Raw genomic sequence first — 14,594 nt, 5'->3', positions numbered from 1 at the left:
CGGCGTAGACAGCGACACTGGCCAACCCGGCATCAGCAGCCGCCCGGATCACCCGCACCGCGATCTCACCACGATTGGCAACAAGAACCTTGGTGATCTGAGCACTGGCATGGCTGGGCACTGAGCCTCCTACGGATGTATTTTTTTCGTTGCGAACGTCACGTCGGAGTCTAAGCACCGGCCCCGTCGTCGCTGCAATCGGACTGCATCGCCACGCCGAGTGGACAGGGGCTACTGACTGGTAGCGATCCGACCGCTGTCGATGTTGCCGTCATGGAACGGCTCGGGGGCGGTGCCCTGGATTCGTGCGGTACCGGTGTCCGCAACTTCGGTCAGCAGCCTGCGCAGTGCGCCGACGTACTCGTGAACCCGTGCCGTCGCCTGTTCGGTGTTGGGGTACCGAGCGGCGATGTTGATCCCCTGCGGCGTGCGGTTGATCCACACGTACACGTCGTGTTGGTACTGCTTGCTGCGCAGCGCACGGGCATTCCAGTCCGGCCAGTGCTCGGCGGCAGGCGCAAACCGCACGTCCATGAACGAGACGACGAAACGTGGGCGGGCGGAGTATCCGAGAGTGGTGAACACCCGATCGAGAGGAACGCGGGCGATCGGTTTGGTCTTTTTCACCTCCGCCGAGGCGGCTGCAATCACCGAACCGAACGAATCGTCACCGTCGATGTCGAAGGAGATGGGGCACAGTCCGACGAACCATCCCAGCGCGGATGCCCACTGAGGTTCGTCGCGGGTGTGCACCGGAGTAACCGTGCGGAAGCGAGTACCGCCGCCCAGCTCGGCACCGGTGATGGCCAGGACCGCGAGCAGTCCGGCGAACAGGCTGTGTCCTGTCTTACGGCAGGCCGTCGAGAACGAGTCGGCCTGCTCGGCGTCGAGCACCCACGCCGACAGACCGCCTTGCGGCACGTCCTCCGGGCTCGGATCGCCGATGTCGAGCGGAAACGCAGGTAATTCGCCATCGCCGTCGACCAGGAAGTCGCGCCACATTCTCACCGCATCGTGAGAATGCTCGAGTTCGGCGTGACGCTCACGTTCGGAGGAACCGAAATCGAGGTAACTGCCGGCCTCGAACAGAGCGGCAGCCGGGCCACCCAGTGCCTCTCCGTACAGGGCAGCGATCTCGTGCGCGACCAGGACCGTGGACAGACCGTCGATGATCGAATGATCGGCCGCGAAGAACACGGTGATCGGACGCGTGTCGTCGAGCGGTTCGAGAGTGACGAAGGCGTACGCGGGCCAGATCAGCGGTGAGGTGAACTCGTCGAACAGATATTGCAGGTGCTCGAAGACCTCACTCGACTGGCTGCACCGCTCCTGCTCCACCTGCCAGATGTCGACGGCTCCCTCGGCGGCGGTCACCCGCGACATCTCGCCCGTCGTCTCGTCGATCGACGCACTCGACCGCATGGCTTCGTGCCGGTCGATCCAGTTGAGAACCGCTTGTCGGAATGCCGGCTTGTTCAGTGGGCCTGCGACCTCGAAGGCCGCACCGAGCCACGATTCTCTTCCGCGACGGGGACTGCTCAGACTCGTACGAAGGTGCGCCTCGTGGACGTAGGACGTCGGTCGAGTGTCCGGACGCCACCCTGCGGCTTCAGGAGTGCGGGCCTGCGGGCCGACGCTGGGTATCCACTCGGTGAGCGTGCCTGCGGGAACCGCGTAGTCCGCTAACTCCGTGAACTCCATGTCGGCAGCAACCAGCCTTCGTTCGACCACATCGGGGTGAGGGTGAATAGAGCATCGACGCTCGTACGACGAGTCTACCGATCACGTGATGTATCGATCAAGACGACAGCGACGTGCGCAGTCAGCGCAGGTGCCGCTTGATTCGAGCCAACATCGCCGACATCCCGCGCAGGCGCAACGGGCTGACCGCGTCACTCAGGCCGAGAGCCGAGTAGAAGTCGTCCGGTACATCGAGAATCTGCTGCGCGCTGAGACCGTCGAGTCCCTGAGCGAGAATCGAGGCGAAGCCGCGGGTGGTCGGGGCTTCGGGCGGGGCGCTGAAGTACAGACGAATCCGGGACGGGTCGCCGGCATCGACCGACAGGAACAGCGGCGACTGGCACTCCGGCACCGGCTCCATCGCATCCTGAGCCAGGTGCTCCGGCAGGGGAGGAAGTTCTCGACTGAACTCCAGCAGCAGCTGTAGTTTGTCCTGTCCCTCCACTGCGGCGAAGTCCTCGACTATCTCGGCGAGTGATTCCGGAAGCGCGCTCATCGAGTGGCCGGTGCCGATCCGGGCTCCTCGCCCTTGGCGATCGGAACTCGAACGGCGTTGCCCCATTCGGTCCACGAGCCGTCGTAGTTGCGGACCGAGTCGTAACCCAGCAGATGGGTCAGAACGAACCAGGTGTGGCTCGACCTCTCACCGATGCGGCAGTACGCGATCACGTCGTCGGTTGCGGAGGTACCGGCGTAGATCTCGTCCAATTCCTTGCGGGAGCGGAAGCGTCCATCCGGTGCGGCCGCCTTGGCCCAGGGAATGCTGACGGCGGTGGGAATGTGCCCGCCGCGCAATGCGCCTTCTTCCGGGTAATCGGGCATGTGGGTGCGTTCGCCGGTGTACTCGGCGGGGGAGCGCACGTCGATCAGCGGAACGGTACCGAGTGAGCCGAGCACGTCGGACGCGAACGCGCGAATGGGCGCGTCGTTGCGTTCGATCACGGGGTAGTCCGTTGCCGGGTACTCGGGCACGTCGAGAGTGGTGTCACGGTTCTCGGACAGCCAGGCGTCGCGCCCACCGTCGAGCAAACGCACGTCCTGGTGACCGAACAGCGTGAACACCCACAACGCGTAGGCGGCCCACCAGTTGCTCTTGTCGCCGTAGACGACAATGGTGTCGTCTCGCGAAATGCCCTTGCGGCTCATCAGTTTCGCGAACTGCTCGCCGTCGATGTAGTCGCGGGTGACCGGGTCGTTGAGGTCCAGATGCCAGTCGATCTTGACCGCACCGGGGATGTGGCCGACGTCGTAGAGCAACACGTCCTCGTCGGATTCGACGACGCGAAGGCCCGGGGTGCCGAGATGAGCGGAGAGCCATTCGTTCGATACGAGTCGATCCGGATGCGCATAGTCGGCGTACGTTGCGTTGGAATCGGTTGGTACAGGCACGTATCGGCTCCTACGGAAGATATTCGTCTGGCGGCCCGCCCGGGGGTGAGCGGTCTGCACCATCGATCCTATGCGGTATCGCCGCCGGGAGGTGCCAGTGGAGCCTGCGGATCGGAGTGCGGTCAGGTCGTCAGCGCACCGATGTCTGCGTTCGCCGTGCACGCACGCATCAGAGTGGCGAGTTCGTCGACGAACGCGGTCATCACCGCGCGTGCCACTGCGGTATCGGGGAAGCGCGATCGCAATGCCAGACCCGATCGTGTGCGGGAGATCCAGAACTGGGCATCGTCGGACACGGTCGCGTTGCTGATGTGATGTGCATTGGACTCGTCGAACCGTTCGTGTCCCTCGGCTCTGGTGTAGTCGATGTACGACACCATGAACACGTCCTGCCGCGTCAGCGAGAATGCGTCCCCGAGGTTGGCCAGGACCTGCGGGATCGGAACGGTACTGAGCGGGAGAGCCGAGCGAAACGCGCTGTGAGCGGCGCGGATCGTGTCGGGCAGGTCGGCTCGGACGGGCACGGTCATCGGTGCGTTGGTGGTGAACCACCCGAGTGCACGTGAGAACTGCGGACGGTGTCGGGTGTGCAGGGGGAACAGGAACGGCACCTGATCGGGCCCACCGATGCAGACAACGGCCTGCGCGATCGCCGCGACGACTCCTGCGAACATTCCGGCACCGGATCGGGCGCAGAGGTGCTCGAAGTCGAGAGTCCGTGAGGCGTCGAGCAGTGTGTCCACCTTCGTGGCCTGCACGGCTGTTTCACCCTCTGCCACTCCGAGATCGAACGGGAACCTCGGCGTTGTGCCGCCGCACTCGAGGAGAAAGTTCGACCACGCCGCCATGCGTTCGTCCGCGGGGTTCACGAGTGGCTCGGTGGCTTCGATGCGGCAGTACTCGACGAAACCACCGACGGGAGGTAAATCGACCTTCGGGTTGGAGGGGCAGCGGCGGTAGGCGTCGTACAGGGCGTGGATCTCGTCGACGACGACCGCTATCGACATGGCGTCGACGTTGACGTGGTCGAATGCGCACAACACCGTGGAGGTGTCGGGTCGATCGATTCCGAAACAGGTGTACGACGGGAATCGCCTTGCATCGCAGTGCAGTTCGAGTGAGGTCCGGAGGTGGTCTCGGAGCGTGGGTGTCGAGTGGAAGGCGGATCGGGCGGTGAGTTCCATCTCGATCGCACCCGGCCCGTAGAGCATCCGTTCGATACCTGTTGTCGTGGAGACGAAGGAGCTGCGCAGCGTGTCGTGTCGGTCGATCAGGTACCCGAAGGCCCACCCGAGTGCCTCGACATCGAGGCTGCCCGGCACGTCGAACGCTCCGGCGATCCACACGCGTTCGGCCTCGCCGAGGTCGCCCAGGTGAAACCGCTGGTTGAACGACGGCGGAATCGACGACGGCTCCGGATCGCCGACGACGTGTGCAGAGAATTCGACCAGGGCACCTGCCCGAGGGGCGTACTCAGTTATCGAGGTGACCTGCACCGGCCGGCTCCTGAACGAGATGGTCGAGCGAGAGCGTGTAATCACCTTCGCGTGCAATGGTTTCGAGCACGTTCGCCAAATGCGAGTGATAACGCTGTACCGATGCGGCAGCGGTATCGGTATCGGGGGTCTGCGCTACCAGGTACAGGTGCTCTTCGTCTCGGTTGATCCACATCGATGCGTTCGATGTGGAGCCTTCTCCGGTGAAATGCTTCGCTCGCGTGTCCGCGTCCCGTCCGACTCCAGGAAACCAGCGAAAGTCGATGTAGGAGAGCATGTTCGGGCTGACGGCGAGCTCGCTGCCCAAGGTCCCGTCTGCGGCGAGTGCACCCAGTACGGCGTGCACGGGTGCCTCCGCGATCTGCTTGGCCTGCTCGAAACCCGAGTGAGCCAGTGGCGCGACATCGGAGAATTTTCCGTTGCCCGCCACCTCGAACGCGACCGGCGCGAAATTGACGAACCAACCCTGAGACTGTCCGTAGTCGCCGTGGTGGCGGGTACTCAGCACGGTGATCCCGAAATACTCTGCAGTGCCTGCCAGCTCGAAATCGGTGATCGCAACGGCGGCGAATATGCCGCTGCTCATCCGGGCCCCAGCGGACTTGCATGCGGCGTCGAACGCCGCCGTCGCGCCTGCGTCCAACAGATGGCGTTCGACGATACGGACCGGGGCTCGTTCCCCTGGTGCGAGTCCCAGATCGAGTGGGAATCGTGGCATCAAGCCGTCGTGCCGGGTGAAAATATCTCGCCAGGCGGAGATTTCGGGGGAGTCGGGCCCGTATGTCGCGGCTCGCGCTCGCTCCTCTGCGGCGTAGGCGAGGTGACTGCCTGCGTCTGCCGGCTTCGGTGCCGGGTCGCCGATCTCGAGCGCGTACAGATCGGCGAGTTCGCTGATGACCAACGCCTGCGAACCGCCATCGGTGAACGCGTGGTCCGCGCCGTAGTACAACGTGAAGCTCCCCGGCCTCGACACGACGCCGAGGACGAATCCGGGCCAGACATCTGCGGTTGCCTCGGCCCCGAAGCGCTGCCGCACATAGCGTTGGAACTCATCGTCGTCCGTCGACTCGCCGGCGTCCAGGACCTCGAATTCGGCGACCTCGGGTTCCGCGAGGTGGCGTACGACACCGGTGCTCTCCACCTCGAACCAGCAGCGAAGGCCCTCGTGCCGCAGAACGTAGGTCGCAAGGGCTCGGCTCATCGCAGCGGTGTCCACGTCGCCGTCGATCTCGGTGGCCACCCCGGTGTACGCGGTATGAACATCACCGCGCTGCCGCGCTGCCCATGCCGCCTTCAGATGGTCTTCCTGCAGGAACGAGGGCGGAGTCGAATCGACCGGTGCCGTTGCGGCTCTGGCCTGGGCAGCCGGTGTCGGATGCCACTCGAGCAGACGGCCCGGCGCAGGATTCCAGCTGCCCATGGCGGTGATGATCATCGTTGCTTCGTCCTTTGCGATACGAGCCGCGGGCCGGTCGAGTGTCTCACTCCGCGGCGACGGTCACCGACTGCGAGACCGACGTGAGCACCGTATCGGTACCGGCGTCGGAATCGATCACCGCAGTCAATACCGCCACGAACTCGGTGATGAAGCGATGAACATTGGTGGACGCAACATCCGAGCTGGGGAACCGCGCCGAGATGTTCAGTCCTTCGAGCGTCCGGTTGACCCAGAAGTAGACCTCGTCGTCCGCGTGGCAGTTGCTCCGCAAAGCGCGACCCTTGCGAGCCTGCCACTGGGCAGCGTCCGGAAGAAACCTCAAGTCGATGTACGAGACGACGAATCGGGGGATCTCCGTCGACTCCAGAATCTGGGCGATCTTGGAGTAAGGCATGCGTGCGAGCCCCTTGTTCGCCGAGCCCGCCGCTGCCGCGGCCTCGAGCGCCTCGCCGAAGGTGCGCGCGCTGTCGAGTTGGATCTCCATCGGCAGGATCCCGACGTACCAGCCGACCGACGCCGCCCATTTCTGCTCGTCTCGCGTGTGCATCGGCATCACGGTGCGCAGCGACGTGCGGCCGGACAGGCGCGCGTTCGTCAACGCCAGGGCCGCGAGTATCCCGGCCTGCATGTTGTACCCGGCGGCGCGGCACGCGGCATTCACGGCGTCCGACTGATCCGCGGTCAGCAGCCACGAAGAGATGCTGCTCTGAGCGGCAGGACCGTCGGTCGTGGACGCCCGTTCGACCGCCACGGGAAGCGGGAAGCCTGGAAAGCGTCCGTTTTCCACGGCCAGGAAGTCCTGCCACGTGCGGACGGCACTGTGGTCCCTGGTCAGGCTGTCGCCCAGCTCGCGCTCGGACTGACTGAAGTCCACATAACTGCCCACCTCGGGCAGTTCCGGATCGGTGCCCTCCAGCGCCTGCGCGTACAGCCGGTCGATCTCGTTGATGGCGTAGATCTGGCTGTAGGCATCCATCACCGAGTGGTCCGCAGCAAATGCGAGCAGGAACGACTCCCCGGGCCCGTTCGAGAGAGCACGCGAGGCATCGTCGGGTTCGATCGTCGCCAGTACGAAGTGCGGCCATGCCGTCGGCGATACCGTCTCGCCGAACCAGGAGTGCAGATGGCTGAAGACCTGTGTTTCGGTTCGTGGCTCGGTGTGCGCTCGATCGATGACCCGCACAGCATCCGTCGGCGCGGTGTAGCGCTGCCACGATCCGGACTCCTCGTCACGACTGACCTTGGTCCGGAAGGCCTCGTGTCGTCCCATGTACGCAACGATGGTCGCTCGCACTGCTTCGACGTCGTAGCGGCGATGAATCTCGAACACGGTCCCGATCCACGATCCCGGTGCGCTGCGCTCGCAATGGTCCTGATGAGTGAACGACAGCCCGCGGGAATCCGGTGCCCACCGGTCGTCGTCGACGCGTGGGACCCACTCGGTCAGTCGTCCGGCGGGAAGCGGGTAGTCGGCGAGTTCGGTGTATTCCATGTGAGTCCTCTTCCATTCCGGGCCCGGCCAGCGGTGTTCGGCGTCAGTTCGGTATCGGCAAGGCTTCGATTACGGTCGAGCCGAGTATGTAAAGCAAGGTGTCATGTGACCGTGTATTCGACTCGTCGTTTATCGGATTGCTGCTTTCCGCATTGAAAGAACAACGTCATTGCTGTCGATCCGAAGTGAGTCAAGAAGTCACGATAGGGGCTACGTGGAACTATTTCGCGACGCGTAGAAGTAATACTTCTCACTACCGAAGCTCTTGACCGCCGGTCGTCGCTCACCTGCGGTGGTTGTGCTCGGTTGTCGTATCGTACGACCTATTCACTGTATTTGCACTTCGCCATGATGACGAGTCACAATAACCGCCCGATCGGTATTGATTTCCGGGTGACACGCGACCCGCGCCACCTCAGAGCGCGAACATGGCGCGAGACACAGCGCGGCGATTGTCGACGGATCCATTGCCGAATGCGAATGCATTTCGCGGGCGAATTCACACCGCTACTTCGATGCGTGGATGTAGTAGGTTCGGCGCGTGACACGAATTGGATTTGCCGATCACCTATTCTTGCGAATGCACCACGGCATCGGATATCCCGTCTATAACCAGTTTCTTTGGTGGTTCGACGAATCGGTCCGGCGGGAAGACCTGGAAAAACTACGCGACAACCTGTCCGACGGTTTGCTTGCGCGTCGCGTGTGTGCGCCTTCGGTGCCCACTGCTCGTGAACGTTGGGTGAACTCCTCTGTTTCTCACGCACTCGATTTTCATCCCGAGTCCATCGAGTCGACGGAGGTGCTGGCTTGGGCAGACGGCTGCCTCGGTTCGGATATCGACCCCGAGACAGGCCTCGGCTGGCGGCTGGCGGCTGCCCCGCTTGCGAAGGGTGGGACGGTTCTGTCGTTGACTGCCTCGCACATGGTCGCCGACGGCGGTGCATTGGTCGCCGCGTTCCGGTCTGCGAATTCCCGTTCCGCGAACGTCCGGGGCGAGCACCCGCAGCTGGCTCCACCCGAGCGCGGACTGGCAGCGATCGGCGCGGACGTGAAGGACGCGGTGGAGCAACTTCGGTCCGCCGCCGGCTGGCTGCTGAACTCCGCGGTATCAGCCCTACCGATCCCCACCCGATCCGTTCCGGCACCCGCATCCCCCCGGGTGAGACCGAGGCGCTCCGATGTTGCGACCGAGCCGGCCGCGGACTCGGCGTGGACATCGCCTCACGTGGTTGCCGAGGTGGACGCCGCGACGTGGAATGCGGTGGCAAAAAGATGGGGCGGCACGTCGAACTCGCTGTTCATCGCGGTTCTGACGGCCGCGTCCGGGAACGCCGGACGCGCCTCGGTCGGAGACACCGTGCAGTGGTCACTGCCCGTCAGCGATCGCGCCGCCGACGATATCCGTTCCAACGCAACCAAGATCGTCAAGATCGAGGTCCCTGTCACCGACGCCACCGCTCTCGACCTGTCGCGCATCCGGTCGATCAGCAAAGCGGCGTTCACCGCGTTCGCCGCGACGCAGGCGGCCGGTCACGCTCCTGCCGGAATCTCGCAGGCTCTCGTTCAGATGCTGCCCGACGCCGTGGTTGCGCGCGTTCCGCAGCCTCGGGACGGTGCCGAAGGGTTGGCATCCAACCTGGGTGTGTTGCCCGACGACTTCAGCACGGTGGCAGGTGTTCGTGCTCGTGCGGTGTCCGGCAGAGCGACTTTCTTCGGTGCCGACGCGGAGTTCGCTCGATCGCTGGACGGTGGACTCACGGCCTGGGTGTGCGAGACGGACGCCACCGTCACCCTGACCGTTCACGCCATGGACCCGGATCGATTCCCCGATGACCGAGCGCTGACCGACCACGTGGCCGATGCGTTGACTCGATGGGGATTGTCCGCGCACTTCTGGTGAGTGCGTCAGTGATCGCGCGCAGTGGCCTCGGCGATGTCGGCCGCGGCCGCCACGGCTGCTTCGGTCGGTGCCACGGTATCTGCGAGCTCCCGTGCCGCATTCCTGGCTGCATCAGTGGTGATGTCGGTAATTCCTTGTAGCAGAACGGTTTCGGACAACGTCGAGAACTTCGTACTGGCCCCGGCCCCGATTCGGCGAAGCGCAGCTCCCCAGAACGGCTGGTCGGCGCTGAACCAGCACACGAGCGTCGGCAGGCCTGCGCGCGCGCTCGCGGCCGTCGTGCCTGCGCCACCATGGTGAACGGCTGCACGACACCGCGGAAACACGCTCGCATGATCGACCGATTCGACGATCATGATGTTCGGATTCGCCCGAGCCGCAATCGATTCGGCACCGGTGAGATCGCTCCAGCCGGCACAGATCAAGGCCCGCAGACCCAGCTGTCCGGTCACGTTGTCGATCATGCGCAACAGTGCTGCGGGGTCGGGAACCGGCATGCTGCCGAATCCGAAGTACACCGGCGCGGGACCCGCTTGCAGCCATCGCTCGAGTGCGGGATCGGTCTCCTGCCGCCCGGTGCTCAGCCCGAGAAATCCGACGAACGGACGCAGTGGCCCCCACTGCTCGGCCAGCCCGGGAAAGAGTGCCGACTCGTACGCCTGAATCTCGACGCCGCCGTACCGCTCGGATCGTCTGGGTAACGAATCGCGGGTGGTTGCCAATCCCAGGTTTCTTCTCTGGGTGTTCTCGCGAGTCTTCATCGACTTCCACCGCAGCGCCTCGGCCAGCGCCCACATCGATCGGTTGACAGTGGGCGGCAGGGTGACCCCCGGAATCACCGGGACCACTCCGTTACGTCGGAGCGGGCAATAGTGCAGAGCCACAAAGGCATTGCCGGTCGCCTCTGCCATGTTGAAGGCCATTTCCTGCCCCAGTGAGCCGGTGACGATCGCGTCGCTGCCCTCCGCCATCTGTGCGAGCTCGGCCGTCATCTGGTCCCAACCGTGATTGGCCAACTCCGCCAGTGCCGTCATTCGGGTCCGCGGGTTCGCCGACTTGATTCGCACCCGAATGAGCTCCGACTCCAACAGGCGATGGGTGTCCGGGCCGAACGAGACCACGTGCACACGTTCGGACCCAGCCGTATTCGAGCGCGCGAAGTCCAGCAGATTGGGGGGTGCGCCGAGCACCACTTCGTGCCCGCGATGCGCAAGTTCCACACCGAGCGCCACACCGGGTGTCACGTCACCGCGGCTCCCGTTGAAGGGCATCACGAACTTCATACGGTCCTTCGCAGCACGTCGACTTCGGATCGGAGACAACCTATCAGTACCGTCTGCTTCGATTCGATACGGAAAACATATGGCGGGAAACACAATTGCGGCCCACCTGCGTGCGTACGCCCACAGCGATAGGCTCTCGTGGTGGAACGACTGACGTACGACGACGACCTCTTCCTCCGCATGGAATGCGTTCTCGGGGTACCCGTGGTCAACCAGATCGTCTGGCGATTCGATCGCCCGGTCTCGGTCGACGCACTCGAAGCGATGTGGCACCTGCTCGCCGCCGGCCCTATCGATCGATCCGTTCGGCGGGCACGAGTCCCGGGAGCGCGTGACAGTTGGACCGCGGCCCGCAGACCTGCCGATCCCATCGTCGTCGCATCACCGATCGACCGTGCGGCAGTCGACCGGTGGATCGAGGACGAGGCCGCCGTGAGGTTGGACCCGATCGAGGGACCGGCGTGGCGGTTGTCCGCCACAGCGGTCGAAGGTGGCGGCACGATCGTGTCGTTGGTGGGCTCCCACGTCGTCGGCGACGGAGGTGCTCTGACCTCGGCCGCCGCGTCCGCGCTGTCCGGACGCGCGGTTCCCGACGATTTCGAGCGAGTCGGACTCGACGATTCCGACTCCGTGTCGGCTCGCTCCGGTGCCGACATCGTCGACGGTGTCGGACGGATCGGTGCGGCGCTCTCGGGTGCGGCACGAGCTCTCGGCGGTGCCGCGGTCGAGGCGGTGCGAGCACGGACCACGGGCTCCGGCTCGGCATCGACCGACTCTGCCTCCACGGACCGCCCGCGCGTGAGGGTGGCACCTGCGGAGGGCGCGTGGGTGCCGAGCACCGTCGTCGTCGACTGCATGTCCGCGGACTGGTCTGCTGCCGCAGCCGGCAAAGGTGGCAGCTCCAACAGTCTGCTGGTCGCTGTCGTACTCGGCATCTTGACCCGCAGTGGACGAATCACCACGGAGGAGCGGGTTCGCGTCGCTCTCCCGGTCAGCACCAGGAGGGCGGGAGATCGGCGAGCCAACGCCACATCGGGCGTCTCGATCCATGTCGACGCGGGAGGGGCGTACCGCGACGATCTCGGGCCGATTCGCGCATCGAGCAAACAGGCATTCCGGGCCCAGGCCGACCGAACTGTCACGACGACCTTCGAGCTGCTCAAGCCCCTGATGCAACTGCTGCCCGACGCGATCGTGGCCAAACTTGCCGCATCGGGATCGGCACCGCTGTGTCTGTGCTCGAATCTCGGCAGCAGAGGCGTCGCGCTGCGCACCATCGGAGGTGTCGACGCCACCGCGGTGGCAATGAGGTCGATCACACAGAACACGGATGTGGCGCTGCTCCGGCGCACCGGAGGCGGCGTCAGCGCATGGTGGAACGAATCGGGCGACCGCGCGACTCTGTGCGTGACCGGGCTCGATCCGGACAGATTCCCCAGCAAGGAACACCTGCGTGAGCTCGTCGAGGCGGAATACGACAGTTGGGGTCTGACGCCCGAATTCTGGTGACCTCGAGACACATCACAAATGTGGGGGCACACGGATTTTCGACCGGATCCCCGATGCCGCTATGCTTGCCGACTGTTCGAGTGTTCGAGCAGGTGTGAGAAAGGGGAGCGATCCATGGCAGTGGTCGTGTTGTTCGGGTCCGAGACCGGTACGGCCGAGGAGGTCGCCGACAAGATTGCGGACGTTCTGAGCGATCATGACGCCGAGGTACGCGACATGCTCGAGTACGAGGTGTCGGACATCGACACGGACGACGTCCACGTGATCATCTGCTCCACCTACGGCGACGGCGAGCTCCCCACCGGTGCAGAGCCGTTCTTCGATGCACTCGTCGAAGATGCTCCCGACCTCGCGGGGCTTCAGTTCGCAGTGTTCGGACTGGGTGACCGGGTCTACGAGGACACGTTCAACCGCGGCGGCGAGATCATTGCAGAGAAGCTCACCGAACTCGGTGGAAAGCAGATCGGCAGCCACGCTCGGCACGACAGCTCGTCCAACATCAAGCCCAAGACCATGGCCGAGGAGTGGGCTCGCGAACTGATCGACCTGCTGCCCTGACACCGACACGGCTAGGACGAGGCTCGACCCCACAGCTCGGCCAAGGACGTCCCCACCCGGTTCAACAGGGTTCGCACCAGCGGTAGGCCTATCCCGATCACGGAGGACGGGTCGCCCTCGATGCGGTCCACGAACCAACCGCCGAGCCCGTCCAGCGTGAAGGCCCCAGCAACCAGAAGCGGCTCACCGGACGCGAGGTAGGCCTCGAGGTCCACCGACGACGGCGTCGCGAAATGCACGACGGTCGAACTGTGCGCTGCAGCCTGCGCCACGACTACGCCGGCCGTCACTCGAAGCACCGCATGGCCGGTCAGCAGCTCACCGCTGTTCCCCGCCATCGACTGCCATCGTTCCCGCGCCACCTCCACCGAATGCGGCTTACCGTGTAGCTCGCCGCCGATCGACAGCATCGAATCGCAGCCCACGATCACCAGATCGTCTGTCGAGTCCGTGAATGTCTCGGCCACTGCGGCTGCCTTGGCTCTGGCCAACTCGGTCACCACTGTTTCCGGAGACGCAGAGGGCCCGAGAGCCTCGGCGAGCGCATCCTCGTCCACACCCGATACCTGGACGATCGGTTCGACGCCGGCTCCGCGCAGCACCGACAGGCGGGCAGGGGAAGCCGACGCCAGGACCAGACGTATCGGACGCCGATCGTCCTCCGCGGGTGGCACAGTCACCGCGAGTAGCGACCCGAGGCTGCGTACGAGTACGCCGACTGAGGCGCGAAACCTCGGTGAAGGAGCGTCGGTGATCCCCACAGCTCCGGAGGCCGAGAGTCGCCCACCGATGCAGGTCCACCCTGGGCAGCCGTCAGAACAGCCACCAGCGCGGCGAGTTCCTCGTCGCTCGGATTGCCCTTCACCACGCGAACTTCCGGAGACGTGGCGGAGGCATCCTCCGCCACCACGACCTCGCCGCTCGTTGCGTCATCATTCGCGCTCACTGCGTCATGATTCGCTTCGCCGCTCATAGTGGGATGTTTCCGTGCTTCTTCGGCGGCAGGGTGACTTGTTTGCGTTCGAGCAGACGCAGCGCGGTCACGATCTGACCGCGGGTATGACTCGGCGGTATGACGGCATCGAGGTACCCACGCTCGGCAGCGACGTACGGGTTGACCAACGTGTCCTCGTATTCCTGCTGCAACGTCAGCCGCAACGCATCGACGTCCTCACCGTTCTTCGCCGCCTCCAACAACTGCTTGCGGTACACGAACCCGACCGCACCCGAGGCCCCCATCACCGCGATCTGCGCCGTCGGCCACGCCAAATTGACGTCGGCACCCATGTGCTTGGACCCCATCACGTCGTACGCCCCGCCGTACGCCTTGCGGGTGATGACGGTGATCTTCCCGACCGTCGCCTCACCGTAGGCATACAACAATTTCGCGCCCCGCCGAATGATGCCGTTGTACTCCTGACCCGTCCCGGGCAGAAACCCCGGCACATCGACCAACGTGATGATCGGAACGTTGAAACAATCACACGTGCGCACGAACCGCGCTGCCTTCTCCGAGGCATCGATATCGAGGGTTCCTGCGAACTGTGTGGGCTGGTTGGCCACGATCCCCACACTGCGGCCGTCGATCCGCCCGAACCCGACGATGATGTTGCGGGCCCGCCCCTCCTGGACTTCGAGGAACTCGTCGTCGTCGAGGATGCGGGTGATCACCTCGTGCATGTCGTAGGGGGTGTTCGGTGAATCCGGGATCAGGGTGTCGAGTTCGAGATCCTCCGCGGTCAGCGAGTCCTCGATCGCCCCGGTGATCGGATCCGACGGGACCGTC

General features: G+C 64.6%; 14 protein-coding genes. 3 read left to right on the top strand and 11 right to left on the bottom strand.

Annotated features, from left to right (window positions below; all coding sequences use genetic code 11):
- From CH294_RS00070 to CH294_RS00040, 7 genes are all read right to left on the bottom strand, one after another.
- Positions 1-121 (bottom strand): biotin carboxylase N-terminal domain-containing protein (locus tag CH294_RS00070; protein WP_141215757.1); only part of this gene is annotated, 121 nt, incomplete at its 3' end.
- Between the two features lie 110 nt (positions 122-231).
- Complete coding sequence (locus tag CH294_RS00065; RefSeq protein WP_249304947.1) at positions 232-1,701, bottom strand: condensation domain-containing protein; 1,470 nt, start codon at positions 1,699-1,701, stop codon at positions 232-234.
- A gap of 121 nt (positions 1,702-1,822) precedes the next feature.
- Positions 1,823-2,236 (bottom strand): SufE family protein, encoded by a 414-nt coding sequence (locus CH294_RS00060; RefSeq protein WP_032404102.1) that lies wholly within the window; start codon positions 2,234-2,236, stop codon positions 1,823-1,825.
- A complete protein-coding gene (locus CH294_RS00055) occupies positions 2,233-3,129 on the bottom strand; it encodes a sulfurtransferase (RefSeq protein WP_032404103.1) in 897 nt (298 codons plus the stop codon). Before CH294_RS00055 ends, CH294_RS00060 begins: the two co-directional genes overlap by 4 nt.
- A gap of 122 nt (positions 3,130-3,251) precedes the next feature.
- Positions 3,252-4,625: a condensation domain-containing protein gene (locus CH294_RS00050; RefSeq protein WP_170944536.1), complete on the bottom strand. Its 1,374-nt coding sequence runs from the start codon at positions 4,623-4,625 to the stop codon at positions 3,252-3,254.
- A complete protein-coding gene (locus CH294_RS00045; protein WP_094736673.1) occupies positions 4,603-6,060 on the bottom strand; it encodes a condensation domain-containing protein in 1,458 nt (485 codons plus the stop codon). Before CH294_RS00045 ends, CH294_RS00050 begins: the two co-directional genes overlap by 23 nt.
- 46 nt (positions 6,061-6,106) lie before the next feature.
- Positions 6,107-7,555 carry a condensation domain-containing protein gene (locus CH294_RS00040; RefSeq protein ID WP_032404105.1) on the bottom strand — a complete coding sequence of 483 codons (1,449 nt, stop codon included), beginning with the start codon at positions 7,553-7,555 and terminating at the stop codon, positions 6,107-6,109.
- 742 nt (positions 7,556-8,297) lie between these two features.
- Here CH294_RS00040 and CH294_RS00035 point away from each other — a divergent pair.
- A complete protein-coding gene (locus CH294_RS00035) occupies positions 8,298-9,458 on the top strand; it encodes a hypothetical protein (protein ID WP_141216421.1) in 1,161 nt (386 codons plus the stop codon).
- A 5-nt stretch (positions 9,459-9,463) separates the two neighbouring features.
- Here CH294_RS00035 and CH294_RS00030 read toward each other — a convergent pair whose 3' ends face one another.
- On the bottom strand, positions 9,464-10,741 hold the full coding sequence (locus tag CH294_RS00030; protein WP_094736671.1) for a glycosyltransferase: 1,278 nt from the start codon (positions 10,739-10,741) through the stop codon (positions 9,464-9,466).
- Positions 10,742-10,882: 141 nt separating this feature from the next.
- On the opposite strand from CH294_RS00030, the gene CH294_RS00025 reads away from it, so the two are divergent.
- Positions 10,883-12,250: a hypothetical protein gene (locus CH294_RS00025; protein ID WP_094736670.1), complete on the top strand. Its 1,368-nt coding sequence runs from the start codon at positions 10,883-10,885 to the stop codon at positions 12,248-12,250.
- 114 nt (positions 12,251-12,364) lie between these two features.
- The gene (locus CH294_RS00020) at positions 12,365-12,808 is read left to right on the top strand and encodes a flavodoxin domain-containing protein (RefSeq protein WP_032376881.1); all 444 of its coding nucleotides are present in this window, start codon (positions 12,365-12,367) and stop codon (positions 12,806-12,808) included.
- Between the two features lie 11 nt (positions 12,809-12,819).
- On the opposite strand, the gene CH294_RS00015 is transcribed toward CH294_RS00020, so the two are convergent.
- The 3 genes from CH294_RS00015 to CH294_RS00005 form a co-directional block, all read right to left on the bottom strand.
- Entirely contained in the window at positions 12,820-13,452 is a 633-nt protein-coding gene (locus CH294_RS00015; RefSeq protein ID WP_032404819.1) for a Maf family nucleotide pyrophosphatase, read from the bottom strand.
- Between the two features lie 32 nt (positions 13,453-13,484).
- Positions 13,485-13,754 (bottom strand): acyl-CoA carboxylase epsilon subunit, encoded by a 270-nt coding sequence (locus CH294_RS00010; protein WP_249304945.1) that lies wholly within the window; start codon positions 13,752-13,754, stop codon positions 13,485-13,487.
- Positions 13,755-13,777: 23 nt separating this feature from the next.
- On the bottom strand, positions 13,778-14,594 hold an 817-nt coding region (locus CH294_RS00005), incomplete at its 5' end, for a carboxyl transferase domain-containing protein (RefSeq protein ID WP_283164486.1).

Source organism: Rhodococcus sp. 14-2483-1-1, assembly GCF_002259335.1.
GTDB lineage: Bacteria > Actinomycetota > Actinomycetes > Mycobacteriales > Mycobacteriaceae > Rhodococcoides.
The sequence above is the reverse complement of the archived record's forward strand: the minus strand, read 5'-3'. Positions and strand labels throughout refer to the sequence as shown.